Source organism: Streptomyces lydicus, from assembly GCF_004125265.1.
Taxonomy (GTDB): domain Bacteria; phylum Actinomycetota; class Actinomycetes; order Streptomycetales; family Streptomycetaceae; genus Streptomyces; species Streptomyces lydicus_C.
The window spans coordinates 1,006,990-1,026,902 of record NZ_RDTE01000003.1 but is presented as its reverse complement, the minus strand read 5'-3'; the positions used below and the strand labels follow the sequence as shown (position 1 = coordinate 1,026,902).

At 71.2% G+C, this 19,913-nt stretch carries 20 protein-coding genes; 6 read left to right on the top strand and 14 right to left on the bottom strand.

Annotated elements, in window-relative coordinates; genetic code table 11:
• Positions 1-2: 2 nt before the first annotated feature.
• A complete protein-coding gene (locus tag D9V36_RS07295; RefSeq protein ID WP_129293048.1) occupies positions 3-710 on the bottom strand; it encodes a response regulator transcription factor in 708 nt (235 codons plus the stop codon).
• A gap of 147 nt (positions 711-857) precedes the next feature.
• On the opposite strand from D9V36_RS07295, the gene D9V36_RS07290 reads away from it, so the two are divergent.
• Positions 858-1,628, top strand: a complete 771-nt coding sequence (locus D9V36_RS07290) for a polysaccharide deacetylase family protein (RefSeq protein WP_129293047.1) — start codon at positions 858-860, stop codon at positions 1,626-1,628.
• A gap of 174 nt (positions 1,629-1,802) precedes the next feature.
• Here the strand turns inward: D9V36_RS07290 and D9V36_RS07285 are convergent, their stop codons facing one another.
• The 3 genes from D9V36_RS07285 to D9V36_RS07275 all read right to left on the bottom strand — a co-directional run bounded on the left by D9V36_RS07285 (position 1,803) and on the right by D9V36_RS07275 (position 4,689).
• Complete coding sequence (locus D9V36_RS07285) at positions 1,803-2,216, bottom strand: SsgA family sporulation/cell division regulator (protein WP_129293046.1); 414 nt, start codon at positions 2,214-2,216, stop codon at positions 1,803-1,805.
• Positions 2,217-2,464: 248 nt separating this feature from the next.
• Positions 2,465-4,174 (bottom strand): PH domain-containing protein, encoded by a 1,710-nt coding sequence (locus tag D9V36_RS07280; protein WP_129293045.1) that lies wholly within the window; start codon positions 4,172-4,174, stop codon positions 2,465-2,467.
• Complete coding sequence (locus tag D9V36_RS07275) at positions 4,171-4,689, bottom strand: PH domain-containing protein (protein ID WP_129293044.1); 519 nt, start codon at positions 4,687-4,689, stop codon at positions 4,171-4,173. Before D9V36_RS07275 ends, D9V36_RS07280 begins: the two co-directional genes overlap by 4 nt.
• Before the next feature lie 246 nt (positions 4,690-4,935).
• On the opposite strand from D9V36_RS07275, the gene D9V36_RS07270 reads away from it, so the two are divergent.
• Positions 4,936-5,568: a TetR/AcrR family transcriptional regulator gene (locus D9V36_RS07270; protein WP_129293043.1), complete on the top strand. Its 633-nt coding sequence runs from the start codon at positions 4,936-4,938 to the stop codon at positions 5,566-5,568.
• Positions 5,569-5,768: 200 nt separating this feature from the next.
• Here D9V36_RS07270 and D9V36_RS07265 read toward each other — a convergent pair whose 3' ends face one another.
• Positions 5,769-6,182 carry an SsgA family sporulation/cell division regulator gene (locus D9V36_RS07265; RefSeq protein WP_129293042.1) on the bottom strand — a complete coding sequence of 138 codons (414 nt, stop codon included), beginning with the start codon at positions 6,180-6,182 and terminating at the stop codon, positions 5,769-5,771.
• Positions 6,183-6,367: 185 nt separating this feature from the next.
• Entirely contained in the window at positions 6,368-6,625 is a 258-nt protein-coding gene (locus D9V36_RS40735; protein ID WP_164992843.1) for a hypothetical protein, read from the bottom strand.
• A gap of 187 nt (positions 6,626-6,812) precedes the next feature.
• Between D9V36_RS40735 and D9V36_RS07255 the strand changes: the two genes are divergently transcribed.
• A complete protein-coding gene (locus D9V36_RS07255; protein ID WP_241720741.1) occupies positions 6,813-7,916 on the top strand; it encodes a WD40/YVTN/BNR-like repeat-containing protein in 1,104 nt (367 codons plus the stop codon).
• Between the two features lie 282 nt (positions 7,917-8,198).
• Here D9V36_RS07255 and D9V36_RS07250 read toward each other — a convergent pair whose 3' ends face one another.
• Together D9V36_RS07250 and D9V36_RS07245 are read right to left on the bottom strand one after the other, a co-directional pair.
• A complete protein-coding gene (locus D9V36_RS07250) occupies positions 8,199-8,705 on the bottom strand; it encodes a MarR family winged helix-turn-helix transcriptional regulator (protein WP_129293040.1) in 507 nt (168 codons plus the stop codon).
• An 80-nt stretch (positions 8,706-8,785) separates the two neighbouring features.
• Complete coding sequence (locus D9V36_RS07245; protein WP_129293039.1) at positions 8,786-10,822, bottom strand: FUSC family protein; 2,037 nt, start codon at positions 10,820-10,822, stop codon at positions 8,786-8,788.
• Positions 10,823-11,120: 298 nt separating this feature from the next.
• Here D9V36_RS07245 and D9V36_RS07240 point away from each other — a divergent pair, with 298 nt between their 5' ends.
• On the top strand, positions 11,121-11,738 hold the full coding sequence (locus D9V36_RS07240) for a TetR/AcrR family transcriptional regulator (RefSeq protein WP_129293038.1): 618 nt from the start codon (positions 11,121-11,123) through the stop codon (positions 11,736-11,738).
• 69 nt (positions 11,739-11,807) lie between these two features.
• Here the strand turns inward: D9V36_RS07240 and D9V36_RS07235 are convergent, their stop codons facing one another.
• The 4 genes from D9V36_RS07235 to D9V36_RS07220 form a co-directional block, all read right to left on the bottom strand.
• Entirely contained in the window at positions 11,808-12,119 is a 312-nt protein-coding gene (locus D9V36_RS07235) for a hypothetical protein (protein ID WP_129293037.1), read from the bottom strand.
• Between the two features lie 344 nt (positions 12,120-12,463).
• Positions 12,464-13,267: a DeoR/GlpR family DNA-binding transcription regulator gene (locus tag D9V36_RS07230; RefSeq protein ID WP_129293036.1), complete on the bottom strand. Its 804-nt coding sequence runs from the start codon at positions 13,265-13,267 to the stop codon at positions 12,464-12,466.
• Positions 13,268-13,409: 142 nt separating this feature from the next.
• Positions 13,410-14,291: a class II fructose-bisphosphate aldolase gene (locus D9V36_RS07225; RefSeq protein WP_129293035.1), complete on the bottom strand. Its 882-nt coding sequence runs from the start codon at positions 14,289-14,291 to the stop codon at positions 13,410-13,412.
• A 69-nt stretch (positions 14,292-14,360) separates the two neighbouring features.
• Positions 14,361-15,266, bottom strand: a complete 906-nt coding sequence (locus tag D9V36_RS07220; protein WP_129293034.1) for an SIS domain-containing protein — start codon at positions 15,264-15,266, stop codon at positions 14,361-14,363.
• Positions 15,267-15,707: 441 nt separating this feature from the next.
• On the opposite strand from D9V36_RS07220, the gene D9V36_RS07215 reads away from it, so the two are divergent.
• The gene (locus D9V36_RS07215; protein WP_129293033.1) at positions 15,708-17,174 is read left to right on the top strand and encodes a sugar porter family MFS transporter; all 1,467 of its coding nucleotides are present in this window, start codon (positions 15,708-15,710) and stop codon (positions 17,172-17,174) included.
• A 60-nt stretch (positions 17,175-17,234) separates the two neighbouring features.
• Here the strand turns inward: D9V36_RS07215 and D9V36_RS07210 are convergent, their stop codons facing one another.
• On the bottom strand, positions 17,235-17,534 hold the full coding sequence (locus D9V36_RS07210) for a YciI family protein (RefSeq protein WP_129293032.1): 300 nt from the start codon (positions 17,532-17,534) through the stop codon (positions 17,235-17,237).
• Between the two features lie 332 nt (positions 17,535-17,866).
• Here D9V36_RS07210 and D9V36_RS07205 point away from each other — a divergent pair, with 332 nt between their 5' ends.
• A complete protein-coding gene (locus D9V36_RS07205; RefSeq protein WP_129293031.1) occupies positions 17,867-18,571 on the top strand; it encodes an endonuclease V in 705 nt (234 codons plus the stop codon).
• Positions 18,572-18,595: 24 nt separating this feature from the next.
• Here D9V36_RS07205 and D9V36_RS07200 read toward each other — a convergent pair whose 3' ends face one another.
• The gene (locus D9V36_RS07200; RefSeq protein ID WP_129293030.1) at positions 18,596-19,783 is read right to left on the bottom strand and encodes a saccharopine dehydrogenase family protein; all 1,188 of its coding nucleotides are present in this window, start codon (positions 19,781-19,783) and stop codon (positions 18,596-18,598) included.
• Positions 19,784-19,913 lie beyond the last annotated feature (130 nt).

Below are 19,913 nucleotides of genomic sequence, written 5' to 3'. Positions count from 1 at the left end.
CTTCACAGGGGTCCGAAGCGGTAGCCGAAGCCGCGCACGGTCTGGACGTAACGGGGGCTGCGCGGGGTGTCCTCTATTTTCGTCCGCAGCCGCATCACACAGGCATCGACCAGCCGCGCATCGCCGTGGTAGCTGTGCTCCCACACATGCTCCAGCAGCTGCTGGCGGCTGAAGACCTGCCCCGGAGTGGCGGACAGGAACAGCAGCAGTTTCATCTCCGAGGGGGCCAGCGCCAGGTCCTGGCCGCCCTTGCCGACGACCAGGCCGGCGCGGTCTATGGCCAGTTCGCCGTAGGTCTCGACCGGGGCGGGGCCCGGCTCGGCGGCGGCCGGCGTGCCATCGGCGGGCAGTGCGGTACGGCGCAGCACGGCGCGCATCCGTGCTTCGAGGACTTCGCCGCGGGCCGGCTTGACGATGTAGTCGTCGGCGCCGGCCTCCAGGCCGAGTACCACGTCGAGATCCTCGCCGCGGGCGGTGAGCATGATGATCGGCAGTTGCCGCTCGGCGCGGATCAGCCGGCAGACCTCGAAGCCGTCCTTGCCGGGGAGCATCAGATCGAGCAGCACGATGTCCGGGCGGAAGGCCGGCAGGGCCTCCAGTCCCTCCTCCCCGCTGGCCGCGGCCGCCACTTCATGGCCGCGCCGCCGTAGGGCCAGGGACACGCCGTCCCGTACGGCGGCGTCGTCCTCGATCAGAAGTACACGTGGCATGGGTCCAGTATCAATAAGTTTCATGATGGATCGGTAACAGGAGCAGCCTGCCCGGGCTCTGCTGCATCTCACGTGGTGCAGGGCGGTGCGCATCACGCGGCCACCGCCGGTCGGTACGCACACGAGCAGGGTGGGGACGGGGTTGGGATGGCACGGCGCTTCGGTATTCAGAGCGGCATCATCGGAGTGGCCGCGGCGGCGGTGGTGTCGCTCGCGGTCGCGGGGACGCTCGCCTTCGGTGATTTCGGGGCCACTTCACAGGCCGAGGCCGACACCATCGGCTCCGGCCAGGCCAAGCGGGCCGCCCGCGTCAAGGTCGATTCCTCCATCGTGCACGCCTCGGACCGCCCCGGCCGCAGCCTGAACATCACCATCGACGACGGCCCGGACCCGGCCTGGACCCCGAAGGTGCTCGAAGTGCTGAAGAAGCACCACGTCAAAGCGGTCTTCTGCATGATAGGTCCGCAGGCCAAGGCGCACCCGGACCTGGTCAAGCAGGTGGTGGCCGAGGGGCACAGGCTCTGCGACCACACCGTCAGCCACAACACCGGTATGGATCACCGGCCGCAGAGCTACCAGTCGCAGCAGATACTCGACGCGCAGAAGATGATCGAGGACGCGGCGGGCGGCGCCCGGGTCGAGTACTACCGCGCCCCCGGCGGCGCCTTCACCCCCTACAGCCGGAAGCTGGCCGCGGACCGCGGGATGCGGCCGCTGGGCTGGAACGTCGACAGCAAGGACTTCGAGGGCGGCACCCTTGAGGGGATCAAGGCGACGGTGCGCGGTGAACTGCGTAACGGGCCGACGGTCTTGTTCCACGACGGCGGGGGCGACCGTTCCCGGACCGTCGAGGCGCTGGACGGGCTGCTGCCGTGGATGCAGCAGCAGGGTTACGGGTTCGGGTTTCCGAAGCGGTGAGGGTGGGGGCGGGTGCGTGCCACCCGCCGGACACCCGGGGCCTGTCCGTCACCGACCTGCCGGACAGGCCCCGGTGTGTGCCGCCGCTTTCCGGCTCCCCGGGGCGACGGCCTCCTCCCCCGGCCTCATGCCGTGCGCGGCCCGCCGCTGCCCACCGCGCACGGCCCGTTTTCCTTACGCCGCGCCGAACAGCTCCGCGAGGCCGCGCTCCAGGCCCAGGTGCGCCGGCTCGCCGCCCGCGGGTACCGCCTCGTAGGAGCGGGCGAGGAACGCCCGGACATCCGTGGTCCTCAACTGGACCAGGGCGACGCCTTCCTCCGCGTGGAACTCCATCACCGTGCGCTCCGGGCCGGACGGCCGCACCCGCACATCGCCCCGCCCGGCCGGTCTCCGAAGCCCCTCGTCGAGCAGTTCCCGGGCGAAGGCCCAGTCCACGGCGGAGCCGTCCAGCGAGATCTCCGGCGGGAAGAACATCCGTACCGCCAGGGGATCGGCGGGCTGGTAGTGCAGCACGGCGGGCACCGCGTACGGGCCGCAGGTGGTGGCGATGAGGCGGACCTGGACGGCTTGGTCGATGGCGGTGTTCATCGCGCTGCTCCCTCTGCGGCTGTCGGGTCATGGGCAGTGGCTCGTCCGGTAAGACGGTGTGCCCACGCTCGCCGTGCACGCCACATCGGTGTGAGATGCGTCTCATGTGGCCGGAGGGGCTGCCCGGTGGTCCGTCGTACGCGATGGGCGCGGCGGGCGCGGGCGCGGGCGCGGGGGAGCGGGGAGCGCGGCCTGCGGCGGGAGCAGGGCCTGCGGCGGGGAAGTGCGCTTTCCGCTATGGCAGTCGCTTACGGCAGTCGCTGCTCCGGAAGGTGATCCGGCGCCCCGGGGTACGTCAGGAACTCCTCCAGGATCCCCGGGGCCGCCATCGCGGCGAAGGACGGAGCCTCGGCCGCCGCAAGGTCCGGGATGCGATAGCCGTCCTCACCGGCCGCGACCGCTGCGGTGAGCGTGACCAGACCGGCCCGGCGGGTGAACGGCGAGGTCGTCAACGTCCAGGCGGCGATGGCCTCGCGCCGGAGGGCGAGGGTGTCGCGGCTGAAGGTGCCCGAACGGGCGACCAGGTAGGGGCCCTCGACCCCGTGCCCGAGGTTGCGGTACGCGTCCCGGGCCAGCCACAGCACGAGCGCCGTGGTGACCACCGCGTAGACCCAGGCGCAGTGCAGCAGGACGGGGGTGAACGCCGCACCGAGACCGGCCAGGACGGCGGTGCCGGGCAGCACCGCCCACAGCAGTCCGCGCACCCGGCGCCGGCGAAGGGCGATGCGGGGGTGCGGCGTCAGCGTGGCCGGTGACGCGCCCGCTGCCGGGAAGGGCGACCGCAGGGCGCCGCCCGCCACCCGCACCGCCTCCGGACGGGGCGCCGGCGGCAGCAGTCCGCTGCGCTTGCGGTTCTCCTCGCGGTTGCCCAGGCCGCCTGCCACCGCGCGCACCAGCGCCCCGCCACCGGCCCTCAGTAGCAGTGGTTCACGCAGCAACACCCCGCGCAGCCGCGCCCGTTCGATGGTGACCGACCGGGTGGTGAACAGGCCGCGCCGTACCCGAAGCGTGCGCGCATCGGTCCACTCCAGGCAGTGGTTGAACCAGTTCTCGACGTAGAGGGCGACGGCGCCGACCGAGCCGAGGGCGAGGACGCCGAGCAGCGCCGCCGGGACCGTCAGCCAGAGGGCGCTCGCACCGAACTCGGTGAACGCCCGCTGGACGAAGCCGAGTTTCCAGGCCTCGATGCCGATGCCGTCCAGGACCCGGTAGACCGAACCGGCCGCCACGAACACCCCGCCGATGACCCAGAAGGTGAGCGGCGCGTACCGCAGCCAGCGCCAGCTGAAACGGGCGAGCACCGGATCATTCGCCGCCCCCTCGGTGTCCGCGTACGCGAGCAGCTCGGCGCGCAGCCGTTCCGCGTCGAGGACCGTGAGCGCTTCCAGTGACAGTTCGCTGCGGCCGTCCCCCGAGCCCGCCGTCCCTGCCCGCAGCACGGTGACCCCCAGCAGCCGGTGCAGCGGTGACGCGGTCAGGTCGACGGTGCGGATGCGGTGCAGCGGCACACTGCGCAGCCGGCGCGTCAGCAGTCCGCTGCGTACGTCGAGGGTGGGCGAAGCGTGGCCGTGGCCGCCGGAAGCACCCGTTTCCGTGCCGTCCGGGCTCCCGGGGAGCGTGACCCGGAACTCCGTACGGGCCCAGCGGATCAGGCCGATGCCGGTGACGACGGCGAACGAGGCGGCGATGGCGGCGAGCGTGATCCAGGCCTGGGTGGTGATCCGGCCTCCGGTGGCCAGCGCCGTCAGCGTCAGCGAACCGAGCGGTGCCGCCATCCAGCCGCAGTGCACCAGCAGGGTGCGCGGGTCCAGCCGCCGCCACCGGCCTGTGTCGGAGAGGGTGGCTGAGGGGGCTGCAGAGGCGGTGGCAAAGGGGGGGGTGGAGGCGGCGGGGGCCCTGCCCGGTATGCCGCGGCCGCGGTCCACGCCGGGGGTGGAGGGCTCGTGTGGCGTGCTCATGCGGCATCACCCGGTACGTCCTGCGCCGCCTCGCCGATCCGCCGCGACAGCTCCTCGGCGTCCGCGTCGGACAGCCCCGCGATCTTGATGTCGCCCGCGGTCGAGGCGGTGGTGACGGTCACCGTCGCCAGGCCGTAGCGCCGTTGGAGCGGCCCGCGCACGGTGTCCACCGTCTGCACCCGGGTCAGCGGCGCGATCCGCCGCTTCTGCCAGAACCAGCCGCCCGCCGCATAGACCGCACGTTCGCCCAGCTCCCAGGCGTGCACCGCATACCGCCACCGCGGCATGAGTACGAGGTAGCCGACGGCCGGCAGCACCAGCACGACCAGCAGCAACGGGCCCAGCCACGGCAGTGCGCCGGGAAAGAAGAGGAGCGAAAGGACCGTCATGACGAGGGCGACGAGCAGCATCGGACCGCTGAGCGTCAGCAGGGCCTGAGCCGTCCACCAGCGGCGGGCCCGCGGATCGACTCGGTGGCGGGGTGGGCGCAGTAGCGGGGCGGCATGCTCGGGCATGAGGGTCACCGGTTTCCAAGTCAAGCGTATTGAGTTCCGGTACGTTATAACGGTACAAGCGACTTGTAAAAGCGGGTCGGCACTCCTGGGCCGGCCCCCTGAGTCGGAGTCATGCGCGCAGCCATGCGCGGAATCATGCGTGGAGTCGTGAGTCGGAGCCATGAGCTGAGCCATGAGCTGAGTCATGAGCTGAGCCATGAGCTGGAGACTTGCGAAGGGTCGCGCGCGGTAGGAGGGAGGTCATCCGTGCCCAAGAAGGTGGACCACGAAGCCAGACGCCAGGAGATCTCCGAGGCGCTGTGGCGGATTGCGAGCACCCGCGGGCTGGACGGGGCGAGCCTGCGCGATGTCGCGGCGGAGGCCGGGATCTCGCTCGGCCGGCTGCAGCACTACTTCCGCACCAGGGACGAGATGCTGCTCTTCGCCCTCCGGCACATCAACCGGCTGGCCGCGGACCGGATCCGCGCCCGCATCGAGGCACTGGCCGGGGGGCCGGCCGGGGGCCCGGCAAGGGAGCCGACGCCCCGTGAGGTGCTGCGCGCCTGTCTGTCCGGCATGCTGCCGCTCGACGACAAGAGCCGTACCGGGCTGCTGGTGGGCGCCGCCTACTTCGCCCGCGCCGTGCACGACAAGACCCTGCGTGCGGAGGCCGAGAACGGCATTCCCCAGCTCCGTGCCTTCTTCGCCGGTCAACTACGGCTGGCCGCGGAGCGCGGCGAGCTGCCGCCGGAACGCGCCACGGAGGACGAGGCGATGCTGCTGATCAGCACGGCCGACGGGCTCGCCACCTATGTCCTGCTGGGTGTGCACGACCCCGAAACCGCGCTACGGCTGCTGGATCTGCAGCTGGCGAACCTCTTCGGGGCGGATCGGGTGTGAGCGGGTATGAGCGGGTGTGAGTGGAACGCGGGCCGGGGTCATCGCCGCGAGCGCGGGCGGGGCGTCCACGGTCCTTGGCGCCTGCGGTCCTCGGTGGCCGCGGCTCTCGGGGTCTGCGGCTCTCGGAATCCGCGGCTCTCGAAATCCGCGCCCTTGCCGTCGTCCTCCGGGGAGGGGGAGGGGTAGGGGTAGAGGGAGAGTTACGCCTCGCGCAGCAGGGCGACGAGATCGGCCTCGACATCCAGATGCCGCGCCTCCTCACCCTTCGCGACGATCCGGTACGACCGGGTCAGGAAGGTCCGCAGTTCCTGTGCCTCGAACTGCACCACGGCCATGCCTCCTACGGCATGGAACTCCACCACCACGGCGTGGGTGTCGTACGGCCAGATCTGCACATCACCCGCTCCGGCCGGCTCGCACAGGCCCTCCTCCAGCAGCTCCCGCGCGAACGTCCAGGTCACCTCGGCCCCGTCCAGCGACGCGGCGGGCGGAAAGATCAGACGCACCGCGAACGGATCGGCGCGGTCGTAACGCAGGCTCGCCGGGATCACCTGCGACCGGGGAGCGGTCGCGATGAGACGGGCCTGAACGGCTTGGTCGATGACGCTGGACATCGCCGGCTCCCTTGCATTCGGTGCGGATCGTTGGTGCTGTGACCACTAGGACGCGTAGGTCATCACGCCAGGTGCATTGGATTCCCGCGTGACCTGCATCACGGGCCTTCGAATGTACGTAAATGCCCTCTTTGCTGTGCGTCAGGGGGCGCGATGGAGCGCCGATTGGCCGATCTGATGGGGCGTCAGGCGCACTCGCAGGGCTGGTGGTGTGCGCGGTTGCCGTGCGGGGGCGTCGGCGAACGGGTGCGATGGGGCGGGTATCGGCAGCTGCGGGCGGTGGTCCGGGCGGTGGTCCGGGCGGTGGTCCGGGCGGTGGTCCGGGCGGTGGTTCGGCGGCAGCCGCGGGTGGTGGTCCGGGCGGTGGTGCGGATGGTGGTCCGGGCAGTGCCTTGGGCGGCGGTCTGGACGACCGGTTCGGGCTGGGCTAGCTTCCAGCCCACAACCAGAGCGGGGTGGGGCGAATTGCGACGCACGGGACGCTTGTTGTGCAGGGAACGGGCACGGGACCGGGAACGTCACGGGGGCCGGGAAGGGCACCAGGACCAGGAGCCGGGCCGGCCCGGGGAAGGGGATCGGGGCACGCGGCGGGTGCTGCGTACCCGTAGGGCTCGATGGCGGGCGGCGGCCATGGCCGCCGGTATGGCGGTGCTTGCCGCCATGGCAGCCGGGCCGGCGACCGCGGCCCCGGCGGGTTCACCCGCGGTGCCACCGGTACCGGAAGGCGCCGAGCCGGCAACGGCGGTATCGCTCACCGCCCCGCACGCCGGCTGGCGGCTCAAGGACAGCGGCAGCACCGCCCGCTTCCGCGGCCTGGCGGCCGTCAGCCGTACGACCGCCTGGGTCGCCGGTACGGCGGGCACCGTGCTGCGCAGCCACGACGGCGGCAAGAACTGGAGCGACGTCTCCCCACCCGGTGCCGGCGCCCTGGAGTTCCGCGACATCGAGGCGTTCGATGCGCGCCGTGCGGTGGTTCTCGCGATCGGTGAGGGGGAGGCCTCGCGGGTCTTCCGTACCGACGATGCCGGCGCCACCTGGACCGAAAGCTTCCGCAACAGCGACCCGCACGCCTTCTACGACTGCCTGACCTTCTTCGACCGGCGGCACGGCATCGCGCTCAGCGACCCCGTTGACGGCAGGTACCGCATCCTGTCCACAGCGGACGGCGGACGCAGTTGGCGCGTACTGCCGTCGAAGGGCATGCCGCCCGCCCAGCCGGGCGAAGCCGCATTCGCCGCCGGCGGCCAGTGCCTGGTCTCCACCGGCAGCCGTGATGCCTGGATCGCGACCGGTGGCGCGGCCACCGCCCGCGTCCTGCACACCGCCGACCGCGGCCGTACCTGGTCGGTCGCCGACACCCCGATACCGGCGGGCGACCCGGCCCGTGGTGTCTTCGCGCTCGCCGCCCGCGACCGCACCCATGTCCTCGCCGTCGGCGGTGATTTCCGCCCCGGCCAGCCCTCGCCCCGCGCCGCCGCGGTCAGCGACGACGCCGGCAGGACCTGGACACCGGCCGCCGAACCTCCCAAGGCCTACCGTTCCGGCGCCGCCTGGCTCCCGCATTCCCGGCGCCTCGCCGTGGCGGTCGGCCCGTCCGGCAGCGATCTGACCCTCGACGGCGGCCGCACCTGGCACACCTTCGACCAGGGTTCGTACGACACCGTCGACTGCGCCCCGGACCTGGGCTGCTGGGCCGCGGGTGAGCGAGGACGGATCGCACGATTGGAGCCGTGACGGAGGACGGATCGCACGATTGGAGCCGTGACGGAGGACGGATCGCACGACTGGAGCCGTGACGGAGGACGGAACGCAGGACCGGAGCTGTGACGGCGGGGCCTGGCGGCGGCTCCCGGCGGTGGTTCGGGAGGCGGGGCCTGGTGGCGGTGGCGCCTGGCGGTGGCGCCCAGCAGTGGTCCGAGTGGCGGGCCTGGTGGCGGGCCCGAAGCGCAAGCGCGGGCCCCGCCTCCGGGTGGCTGTCTCACGTCGGCCCACTCCCACCCACCCCGGTGGCCGTCGTTACTCCATCAGGCTGCCGAGCCGCCCCTCCAGCACCACCAGCAACTCGGCCAAGGCCGTGGAGAGTTCTTCCTGCCGCTGATCGCCGACGCCTTCGAGCAGCGCCGCCTCGTACCGCAACTGTTCGGGCAGCAGCCGGTCGATGGTCGCGCGTCCTTCGTCAGTGAGCGAGAGATGCGCGACGCGGCGGTCCCGGTCGTCGGGGCGACGGGCGATCAGCCCACGCTCCTCCAGTTGCCGTACGCGTTTGGTCACCGCGGCACCGGACGCAAAGGTCTCGCGGGCCACCCGGCCGGGGGTCAGCTCACGGTCCATCCGGCGCAGGGTGCCGAGGATGTCGAATTCGGGACGGGTGAGTCCGGCCTTCCGCAGTGGCGCATCCGCCGCTTGCTGCAGCAGTGCGGAACAGCGGTTGAGCCGCCCGATCACCGCCATCGGGCCGGTGTCCAGCCCGGGGTGCACCTGCTGCCACTGGCGCAGCACCCCCGCGACGATGTCCTCGGTCACCCGCACACTCCTCTCGACCATGCCGTACGCCTGCAATTGTGCCTGCCGCGGTGCCGGCCGCCGCGCCGGGCGCTCGTGGGTCAGGCGGCCGGAACCGGTACCGGACGCCGGCGGACGAGGCCGGCCAGTGTCCGGTGGCCCTGCTGCTCGGCACGGGCGATCCGCTCCTCGGGGAGGGCGTGTAGCCACCACTCGCCGGCCGCCACCTCCACGGCTTCGCGGAGCTCGACCAGCCCCGCGGCCAGCCGGTCACGGGCCCAGCGGATCTCCTGGTCCCGGTCGGTCTCCCGGTTCCGGCCGGTCTCCTGGTCTCGGTCGGTCTCCTGGTCCCGGTGGGTGCCCCGGGCCCGGCCGACATCGTGGGCCCCACCGGATTCCCGGGCGCCGTCCGCCCCGGGAGCGGTACTCGCCACGAGCAGCCGCAAGGCGGCGGTCTCCGCGGCCGCAACCTGCCCCAGGGCGGCCTCGATACGGTGGGCGGCCCGCCGATTGGTGATCACGACGCAGCAGGCCAGCCCCACCACCGCGCCCACCACGGTGTCGATCCAGCGGTCGGCGATCAGCGTGCCGGCCGGCAGCCGCCCGCCGAACTCGGTCAACAGCAGCGCCATCGGTGTGACGCACACCGAGCCGAGCCAGTAGTTATGGGTGATGCAGGCCTCCGCGCCGAGCTGGAAGGCCAGCGCCAGCCCGACCATCGCGAGCTCCCCTAGGTGCGTCAGGGGCAGCAGCGCGGTGTAGAGCAGCAGCCCGAGAAGGTTGCCGAGGGTCCGTTGGAGCGCCCGTTGCCAGGAGAGCGTGGTGTTGGCCTGGTAGATGGAGGCCGCGGTGACCACGGCCCAGTACGGGTGCCCGACGCCGATGCCCATCGACACCCAGCCCGCCAGCACACACCCGGCGGCGACCCGCGCACCGATGGGCAGCAGCGGTGACCCGGGCGCGAGACGGGCGAGCACCGCGCGCACCCCGCGCGGACGGCCGGGCGCAGGCCGCCATGGCTCCCGCGCCTCCTCGGCGACGCCCACCAGTTCCTCGGCCTGCACGGCCGAGAGCGCAACCCGTGGCAGCGGCCGTCCGCTGCGCAGTTCACGGGCCCAGGCGCCGAGCCGCTCGGCTTCGCCCGCGGCGGACCGGCCGTCGTGGCCCAGCACCGATTCGGCCCGCACCAGCAGGCGTTCGAGCCCGGCCCGCGCGGCGGCTCTCGCCGAGGTGTGCACCGGAACCAGAAACAGGGTGTGCCAGGCGGCGTTCACGGCGGCCGCAGTGGCATGCCGCGCCTGCGCCACACCGGCGGGTTCCTCACCCGTGGGTTTCTCACCGCTGGGTTCCCCGTCAGCGGGTTTCCAACTGGCGGGTCCGCCCCCAGCGGATTCCCGGCCGGCGCCACCAGCAGGCTCCCCACCAGCGGGCTCCCCACCGTGGGGTGCCTCACCGCGGGGTGCCCCACCGGTCCCTTCCGCCTCGCCAAAGCCCTGATCGGCAGTACGCAGCAGCCCTGCCGCGGCCTCCAGCGCGCGGGCGACGGCGATCCGCTCCGGCCCCTGCGGCCGTATCAGGGCCGGCGCCATACAGACCAGCCAGGCGAGTCCTCCGGCGCCGAGCGCCACCGCCATGTGCAGGGGTACCTGGCCGAGACGCTGCGGCACGAAGAAGGCCGAGGCCGTGATGAACGTCAGGATGATGTTCGCCGGCGGACCGATACGCGTGGCATCACAGACCATCTTGTGGACCGCGGCCAGCAGTGAGGCGAACACGACGAGCAGCGCGGTCGACGTGGTCAGCGAGGCGGCGGTCAGTGCGATGCCGAGGCTCGCGACCATTCCGAGCACCACCCACAGCAGCGTGCGGGCGCGGGCGGCGTACGGAAGACCGTGCGCGTACAGGGCGCACATCGCTCCTGCCGAGGTGTACAGGATCAGATCCAGCCGGCCGAGGAAGAACAAGGTGAGATCGGGGATCGCCAGCGCCGCCACCGCGCTGAGTGCCGGTTTGTGCCAGATGTCGACGGGCCGGCGCAGCCGCACGGTGCTCCGCAGGGGCAGCGGCCGGGCCCGCACCGCACCACTTCCCGCCACGGCGTACGCGCCCTTCCCGGTCCGTCTTGCATGCTTCCCCATGGCAGAAGATTAACAGGTGTTTTACTGGCGAAATAAATGCCTCTCGTCACGCCGGGCGTCAGGGAGCAGAGCTCCGGACCGGGAGCGGCACCAGGGGGAGCGGATTGACAGAGAGGGAGGGGAAGGGGGTGGCGGAGCGGAAGGGGAGGCAATGGGTAGAGCGGGAGAGGCGGCAATGAGTCGAGCGAGAGGCGGGCCGAGCGGGAGAGGAGGTAAGAGGAGGAGGCAACAGGCCGAGCGGGAGGTGATAGGCGGAGCGGAAGGGGAGAGGGCCGGCGCAGGGGGCGACAATGGCCAGGTGCCAGCCGCCAAGAAGAAGACGACGACCGCGAACGCGTCACCGGAGCGCCGCCGCGAACTGCTCAACATCGCGGCGGAGGTATTCGCCGCACACGGCTACAACGCCACCACCGTCCGCCGTATCGCCGACGAGGCGGGGATGCTCGCGGGCAGCCTCTACTACCACTTCGATTCCAAGGAATCGATGCTGGACGAGATCCTCTCCAGCTTCCTGACCGAGCTGTGGGACGGCTACGACGCCGTACTCGCCGCCGGGCTCGGCCCCAGGGAGACCATCGAGGCCCTGGTCACCGAGTCCTTCCGGGAGATCGACCGGCACCGCGCGGCCGTCGCCATCTACCAGAAGGAGTCCAGGCACCTGGCCGGGCAGTCCCGCTTCGGCTATCTCGCCGACTCGCAGCGGAAGTTCGAAAAGGCCTGGCTGGGCACACTGGAACGCGGGGTGGCGGACGGAGTCTTCCGGGCCGACCTCGACATCCGGCTCACTTACCGCTTCGTCCGCGACACCGTCTGGGTTGCGGCGAGCTGGTACCGGCCGGGCGGACAGCACAGTCCCGAGGAGATCGCCCGCCAGTACCTCTCCATGGTGTTGGACGGCGTCGCCGTACGCGCCTGACCCACCCGGGAAGGGCGCGGCGGCCCGCGCACCGGATCAACTACGGCGCAGCGCCCTGTCGGCGCCCGCTCAGCAGGAGCTGTTCTTCACGTACAGGGCCCGCGAGGCCCAGGTCGTGCCGTAGCGGACATCCTTCGTCGTGCCCTTGGGGAGGCTCCCGTAGGGGTCGCGCTGATGCGGGACGATGATGGTGTAGCACGCGGTGCGCCGGCTGCACAGGTTCGTCAGGCGGACATAGCGCTGATGGCCCTTGTTGAAGTACTTCCGCACCACCACACAGTGTGGCGGCCGGTCGGCCGCTGCCGCGGTCGAGGCGCTGAGCATCGTCAGAGAGGCGCTGCACGTCACCGTTGCCAGCGCTATGGCCATGAACTTCCGCACGTCATCTCCCCCGCTGGAAACCTCGGACACCCCCGCGAAGCCCACACCGGGTTCGCACGTTCATTCCCATTGTCCATACCCACCCAGAGAAAAGCAGCCCCGGGGGTCACACAGGGACAAGACCGCGACACAGGAGTAGCCCTTTCGGAACGAGGCCGGGCAGGTGGGCAGGTCGGGAGCGAGCCGGGGTGATCGGGCCGGGGCAATGGTCGGGAGCGAGCCGGGATGATCGGGCCGGGGCAATGGTCGGGAGCGAGCCGGGACGGTCGGGCCGGGGTTGCGGCCGGGGCAAGCGAGGTGAGCGGGGCAAGTGGGCCGGCCTCCTCTCCGGCTGTCGGCCGGTGTCACTCGCCCGAGGGCGGGCGCGCCGCCACCACCTTCAGCCCTCGATCCGAGAATTCCCGTCGGACCGCCTCCTTCGCTCCGTTGTCCGTGATGAAGGTGTCAAAGACATCCGCGTCGCCGACCCGGGCGAAGCAGCGCTCGCCGATTTTCGACGAGTCCGCGACGATCACCGCACGCCGGGCACGCTCGGCCATCAGGCGGTTGACCCGGGCCTCCGCCTCGTCGTGCACCGTGGCCCCCATCGTCGGGTCCATGCCGTTGGCGCCGATGAACGCGATATCGACAGAAATCTGCTGCAGCACCAACTCGCTGAAGGGCCCGACCAGTTCAAATGACCGCGAGTGCGCCACTCCACCGGTGAGCACGATCTTGATTTGCGGCCGCACGGCCAGCTCATTGGCGATGTTGAGGGAGTTGGTGACGATCGTCAGATGCGGTTGCGGGCCGGCCTCCGCGAAGTCCGCACGGGTGGCCAGCACCCGCGCGATCGCCGTGGTCGTCGTGCCGCCGCTCAGCCCGACCACATGCCCCCGCTCGACGAGCTTCGCCGCGGCCTGGGCCACTGCCTCCTTCTCTTCCGACCGGTGCGCATGCTTGTACCGAATGGGCAGGTCGTACGCCACCGAACTGAGCACCGCCCCGCCCCGGGTGCGGGTCAGCAACTGCTGCTCGGCCAGGGCGTCCATGTCGCGCCGCATCGTGGCAGCCGAGACCTCCAGCTCGGTCGCCGCCTCCTCGACGTCCATCCGGCCTCGGTCGCCGAGCAGCTCGAGCAGTGCGTTCATCCGTTCATGGCGCTTCATGGCGCGAGCCTAATTCGTCGCAGCAGGTCACAGTGACGCGCCGTGGGCGCCCTCGTGCTCCGCCGCACCGGCACCTCCCCTCGGCTGCGGCGAAGCGCCGCCGAGGCGGTGACCGCCTGCCGCCGTCCCGCCCCCGGGTGTCTCACCCCCGGGCCGGCGCCTGGGCTGCGTACTGGTCCGGCACCGTCGCCGGAGTGCCCAGCACCTCCAGCAGCCTCGCCGCTTCGTCGGCCACTGCCTCCCGGGCGGGCTTGAGGTACTTCCGGGAGTCCACGAGCGAGGGGTCGGCGCCCAGCGTGTGCCGTATCGAGTGAGTGAAGACGGAGACCAGATGAGTGGAGATATTGATCTTCGTCATTCCTGCGGCAATGGCCCGCCGCAGCTCATCGTCGGGCACACCGGACGAACCGTGCAGTACCAGCGGCACCGGCAGAGTGGCGTGCAGCGCCTGGATGAGGGCCTTGTCCAGTACGGCCGTGCGCTCATGCATGGCGTGGGAGGACCCGACGGCCACGGCGAGAGCATCCACCCCCGTCGCCCGGACGAAGGCCAGGGCCTCGTCCGGATCCGTGCGCACCCCCGGCGCATGGACCCCGTCCTTGCCGCCGACCTCGCCGAGTTCCGCCTCGACATAGGCGCCACGGTCATGGCACCAGGCGGTGAGCTCGGCGGTGGTGGCCACGTTCTCTTCGTACGGAAGCGCGGAGGCATCCACCATGACCGAGCCCACCCCGGCGGCGATGCCCTGGTGGACCAGCTCGGCATCGGTGATGTGGTCGAGGTGCACCGCAATCGGGGCCGTGGAGCCTTCGGCGAGGGCGAGTGTGGCGCGGGTGAGGGGTAGCAGGCTGCCGTGGTAACGGATGCAGTTCTCGCTGATCTGCAGGATCAACGGGATCGCGGTGCGCTCGGCGGCGGTGACGAGTGCTTCGGCCGTCTCCAGATGAATGACGTTGAAGGCCGCGGCACCGACCCGCGCCTCACGCGCGGCGTCCACGATCGATGAGGTCGGAACGAGGGGCATCGAAGGCTGGCTCCCTTGCGGACGGGGCTGATTGACAGGGAAGGCGGGTTGACCTGGGGAGGCGGGCGTCTACGAGGCGGACGGCGTTTCGAGCATCACCGAGCGGGTCAGACCGCGGGGGTTGTCCGGGTCCAGGCCGCGGGCGCGGGCTCGCTCCAGCGCCACCCGCTGGACCAGCACCAGATCGGCCAGCGGATCGCGCGCATGGCACACAAAGCGCGCCCCGGTCCGCACCACATCGGCCTCCAGCCCGTCCGGTACCGGACCGAACAGCCAGGTCACCCGGCCGGGTGCGGCTATCGAGATCGGACCGTGGCGGTACTCCATAGCGGGGTACGACTCGGTCCAACTCTGCGACGCCTCCCGCATCTTGAGTGCCGCCTCGTTGGCCAGACCGAACGTCCAGCCCGTCCCGAGGAAGGCGAACTGCTCGGCGTCCACCCATTCCTTGTCCACCGGGGCGGCCAGTGCCTCCTCCGCGTCGGTCACCGCCCGGGAGACGTCCTCGCCCAGCTGTGCACGCAGCACCGTCAGCGCAGTCGTCGCGAAACGGGTCTGCACCACCGACTCCTCATCGGCGAAGGGAAGCGCGACCGTCTCGTCGGAGACCGCCGCCGCCGGCGTCGCGGGGGCACCGAGGATCGTCACCGTCGGGATACGCCCCTTGACCGCGTCGAGTACGCGCAACACCTCGGTCGTGGTGCCGGACCGGGTGATCGCGACCACCGCGTCATAGCCGCGGTCGGTACCGAGGAACGCTTCGGAGGCGGCGAAGGGGTCCGTCACCCCCTGTCCGGCTGCCTCGCGCAGTGCCGCATACGACTGCGCCATGAACCATGAGGTGCCGCAGCCGACAACGGCCACCCGCTGTCCGGCCTTGGGCAGCGGGGTCGTGGCCGCCCCGATCCGCGCGGCCTCCCGCCAGGTCTCCGGCTGGCTGTGCAGTTCCTGCTCCATGTACGAGATCTCGCTCATGGCCCACCCTCCTGCGATGTGCATGTGCTCGTCGGTCTGGACGTCCGTGCGTCTGCGTCTCTGCGCGCTTCTGCGTCCGCATGGCTGCGTGAAAGTGCAATATTTGCGTTCGTTGCAATCGACTGTACGCAGAAACTTGCCGAGCTTCCATCCCTCGTTCGGGCGGATGCGCCAGAGGGGAGGGGTGGATCAGCCGCTTGGCGGGGACCTGTGAACCGGCCCTATGTGCGTGAAGGCGGGGTTTTCGCGGGGTGTCGGGAGTGCGTGCAGGGAGGCGCGGGGGAGTGCAGGGAAGTGGGAGAAGCTGTTGACAGCTGCGTGAAAAGCGCCGAATACTTGCAAGATCACTCACGCGTTTCGAGTGTGCAGTTCACCCGCGCAGTGCCAGTCACGCAGCTCAGTCATGCAGCAAGGCCCGCTCCGCCGCACAAAGGACTTCCCGTGTCCATTGCCACGCTCTCCGCGACGCCCCCGCCCCCCTCACCCGGGACCGCACGCCGCACCGGCAGACTGTTCGCGCTCACCGGCGCCGTCGTCGGCGTCATCTACGGCTACGACACCGGCAGCATCTCTGGTGCCCTGGTGTTCCTGAGCAAGGACTTCCATCTCACCGAGGCCGAAAAGGGCCTGGTCAACAGCATCCTGGTGTTCGGCTCCATCGTGGGCGCGCTGATCGGCGGCAAGCTCGCCGATGCCCTGGGCCGCAAGGCGGCGATGCTGATCGTCGCCGGCTCGTACGCCGTATTCGTGGCGCTCTCCGCCGTCGCGCCCAACGTCGTCGTGCTGGATGCCGTTCGCTTCCTGCTCGGCATCGCCATCGGCATCTCGATCGTCGCCGCCCCGCTCTATGTCGCCGAATCGACTCCGGCGCGTATCCGCGGGGCCTCCGTCGCCGCCTACCAAGTGGCCACGGTCGCGGGCATCGTGATCACGTACTTCGTCAACTGGGGCCTGTCCGGCGGTGGTCACTGGCGCTGGATGCTCGGTCTCTCCGCGATCCCCGCCGCACTCGTGCTGATCCCGCTGCTCAGGCTGCCGGACACGCCACGCTGGTATGTCCTCAAGGGGCGTACGGAACGAGCCGTCGAGGTCATGGCCATGACCGATCCTGACGTCGATCCGCGCGAGGAGGTCGCTGTCGTGGCGTCCGCGCTCGCCCAGGAGAGCGGTGGATCGGCGCGCTCCTTGCTGCGCAAGCCGTACGCCCGTGCCGCGCTCTTCGTCGTCGGCCTCGGCTTCTTCTGCCAGATCACCGGTATCAACGCCGTGACGTACTACAGCCCGCAGATCTTCGAGGAGATGGGCTTCACCGGCGACGGCCAGAACTTCCTGCTGCCGTCCTTCGTCCAGCTCGCCTCGCTGGCCGCGACCGTGCTCGCCCTCCTCATCATCGACCGACTCGGCCGCCGGGTGGTGCTGCTCTGCGGTATCGGCACGATGGTCGCGATGCTCGCCGTCCTGACCGCGGTCTTCGCCAGGGGCGAGCTGCACGGCGCCTCGACCTGGGTGGGCTTCGCCGCGATCCTGCTGTTCACCGCAGCCTTCAACTTCGGCTTCGGATCGCTGATCTGGGTCTATGCGAGCGAGGCCTTCCCCGCCCAACTACGCTCGACCGGGGCTTCGGTGATGCTCACCGCCGACCTGGTGGCCAATCTCCTGATCGCCCAGTTCTTCCCCTCTGTGATGGCCTGGGCCGGCGCGGCCCTGACCTTCGCGGGCCTTGGCGTCCTCGCGCTCGCCGCGCTGGTCTTCGCCGCCGCCACCGCTCCCGAGACCAAGGGGCGTCAGCTGGAGGACATCCAGGACTACTGGCGCAACGGGGGGCGCTGGCCCGCGTCGCCCACGCCCGTTCCCGCGAGCTCCGGCTCGCTCAGTGGCTCAGCGGTGCCTCCGACCACGGCTCCGTAGTACCGGGGAGGGGCGGTTGCCCGGCTGACGGGACGGGGCAACTGTTCCTCCCTCGGGCGCTCAGGACGGCAGTTGTTCCCGGTACTGCTCCAGCGCAGGGGCGGTCGTCGTCGCCGCGAACTCCGTGATCCGGTACTCACACACCCCGGCGAGGGCGAACGGGTCTTCGGTCACGATCCGCTCGACGGTCGCACGGTCCGTCCCCGCGGCGAGAATCACGCCCCCGTCCCGCGGGATCTTGCGGCCGGCGGCGAGGAAGTGCCCGGCGGCGTACTCCTTCTCCAGCCACTCCCGGTGCTCCTGAAGGACGGCGTCGACGCGTTCGAGGGGCGCGGTGTAGGTCAGCTCCAGTACGAACATGGGTGCAATATAGACGAGATATCAGGCGGAAGTACGGCTTCTGACGGGAAGAGGATGCGCAGGCCAGGGCGGATGCCGCAGCAGGTGTCCCCGCGGGCGCGGCGCACGCCGCGGGCCCGTCTCCGCTGCGGGTAGCGGGTACAGGTCCCGGAAGTGCCGCGATCTCCCGGGGCAGGGCGCCGAGCGCCGGGTGGAAGCTGTGTGCCCGCAGCGTACGGGCGGGTCCGGGTTCACGCTCACCAAGGTACCGAGGGCCACTGACAACGCATCATGATCAGGTATCCCGGCCTGGCCAGAGGCTCGTTCACCGGTTCGGTAGCGTGGTGGTCACCATGGACACTCCCGGAACGCTCTCCTGCGACGACGAACTGCGGAACTGGCCGGCCGACGAAGACCAGGCGCGTGCCGTCCAGGACCGGTTGCGGCCCTGCGTACGGCTCGATGAGCCCGGTCCGGAACCGGGGTTCGAGGGCACGGTCGTCGGGGTGGACGTCGCCTACGACGACGCACGTGACGTCGTCGCCGCTGCCGCCGTCGCGCTGGACGCCCGTACGTGCGCCGTCGTCGACGAGGCGACCGCCGTCGGGCAGATCTCCTTCCCGTACGTCCCCGGCCTGCTGGCGTTCCGTGAGATTCCCACCGTGCTCGACGCCCTCGCCCGTCTCACCCGCACCCCTGACCTCGTGGTCTGCGACGGTTACGGGCTGGCGCACCCGCGCCGCTTCGGGCTCGCCAGCCACCTGGGAGTGCTGACCGGGCTGCCCACCATCGGGGTCGCCAAGAACCCCTTCACCTTCCGCTACGCGCCTCCCGGACCGGACCGCGGCGCCACCTCTCCGCTTCTGGACGGGACCGAGGAGGTGGGACGTGCGCTGCGTACCCAAAGGGGGGTCAAGCCGGTCTTCGTCTCCGTGGGGCATCGCGTCGGTCTCGACCGTGCCTGTGCGCAAACACTCCACCTGGCAGCGCGTTACCGGCTTCCCGAGACGACCCGGGCCGCGGACGCGCTGTGCCGGAGGGCGCTCGCCGACGCCTGACGGGGGGAGGCGAGGAGAGCCGGGCTACCCCTGGACGACGCGGAACGTGATGCCCGCATCCTGGAGGCGGGCCGTCAGCGCGTCCCCCATGGCAACCGCGGTCGTCACCTGCCCGGCGGTCTCCGGCAGGTCGTCGAAGGCCAGGCTGAGCGCCGACTCGGCGAGCATCTTCGCCGTCTCGTCGTAGCCGGGGTCACCGCCCGCGACCTCGGTGATCAGGCGTTCGCCGCCGCCGGAGGCGACGAAGCGGACCCTGAACCAGCTGCGTGCGCGCCGCTCGGGGCCCGGCCCTTCACCCGGCTCCAGGCGCCGCGACAGCCAGCGCCGCGCGGCGGGAACCTGGGCGACTGCGCACAGGGCTCCCACCCCCATCACTCCGCCGACGGCGACCGGCAGCCGTCGTACGCCTGCGTAGTGGCGGTAGCGGAAGTCGGGCCCGTAACGGTCCAGCGCGGCGGCGGAGCGGGCGATGACCTGAGGATCGAGGGTCGGCAACGGCACGCCCCAGGTGCGCGTTTCATCGCTCCGGAGCGGTGGCCCGAAGGGTGCCCGCACCGTACGGCCGGCCGGTCGCGGCTCCGCCCGCTGCCGCTCGCGGGCGGCCTGTGCCATGGCGACCGGACGCGATGCGGCGGTCAGTGCCGAGGCCAGAGTGCCGCCGGAAAAGGTGGCGTTGGTCCGTACGAAGCCGTCGATGCGCACGGGGACGCCTTCGGGGAGGAGCCCCACCGTGAAGAGCACCCCCAGATCGTGCGGGACGGAGTCGAATCCGCAGGCGTGCACCAGGCGCGCCCCGGAGGCGCGGGCCGTCGCATCGTGACGCACATACATCCGGTCGATGAACTCCGGCTCACCGGTCAGATCGACATAGTCGGTGCCTGCCGCGGCGCATGCGGCGACCAGCGGCTCACCGTGGAGCAGATACGGCCCGACAGTCGTCACCAGCACTTTGGTACCAGCGGCGAGGGCGCGCAGCGCGTGGGGATCGCCGCTGTCGGCCCGCAGCAGCGGCAGGTCGGCACAGTCTGGGTTGATCGCTGTCAGCCGGTCGCGCAGCCGCTCCAGTTTCGCGGTGTTGCGCCCGGCCAGCGCCCAGCGGCAGCCCTGGGGAGCATGCGCGGCCAGGTAGGTGGCGGTGAGGGAGCCCGCGAAGCCGGTCGCGCCGTAGAGGACGAGATCATGGTCCCGTCCGGAGGTGTCCTGCCGTCGCATCGCGCGTCCTCTCGTGCGTCCCCTCGACCGCCCACTGGGCACGGAGCCCGGACATTAGGCAGTCACCGTGCCCCGTCAACGTACGCGCCCGGCCGCAGTCCTGGCCGTTCCCCTCCCGGGGAGGTGCCGC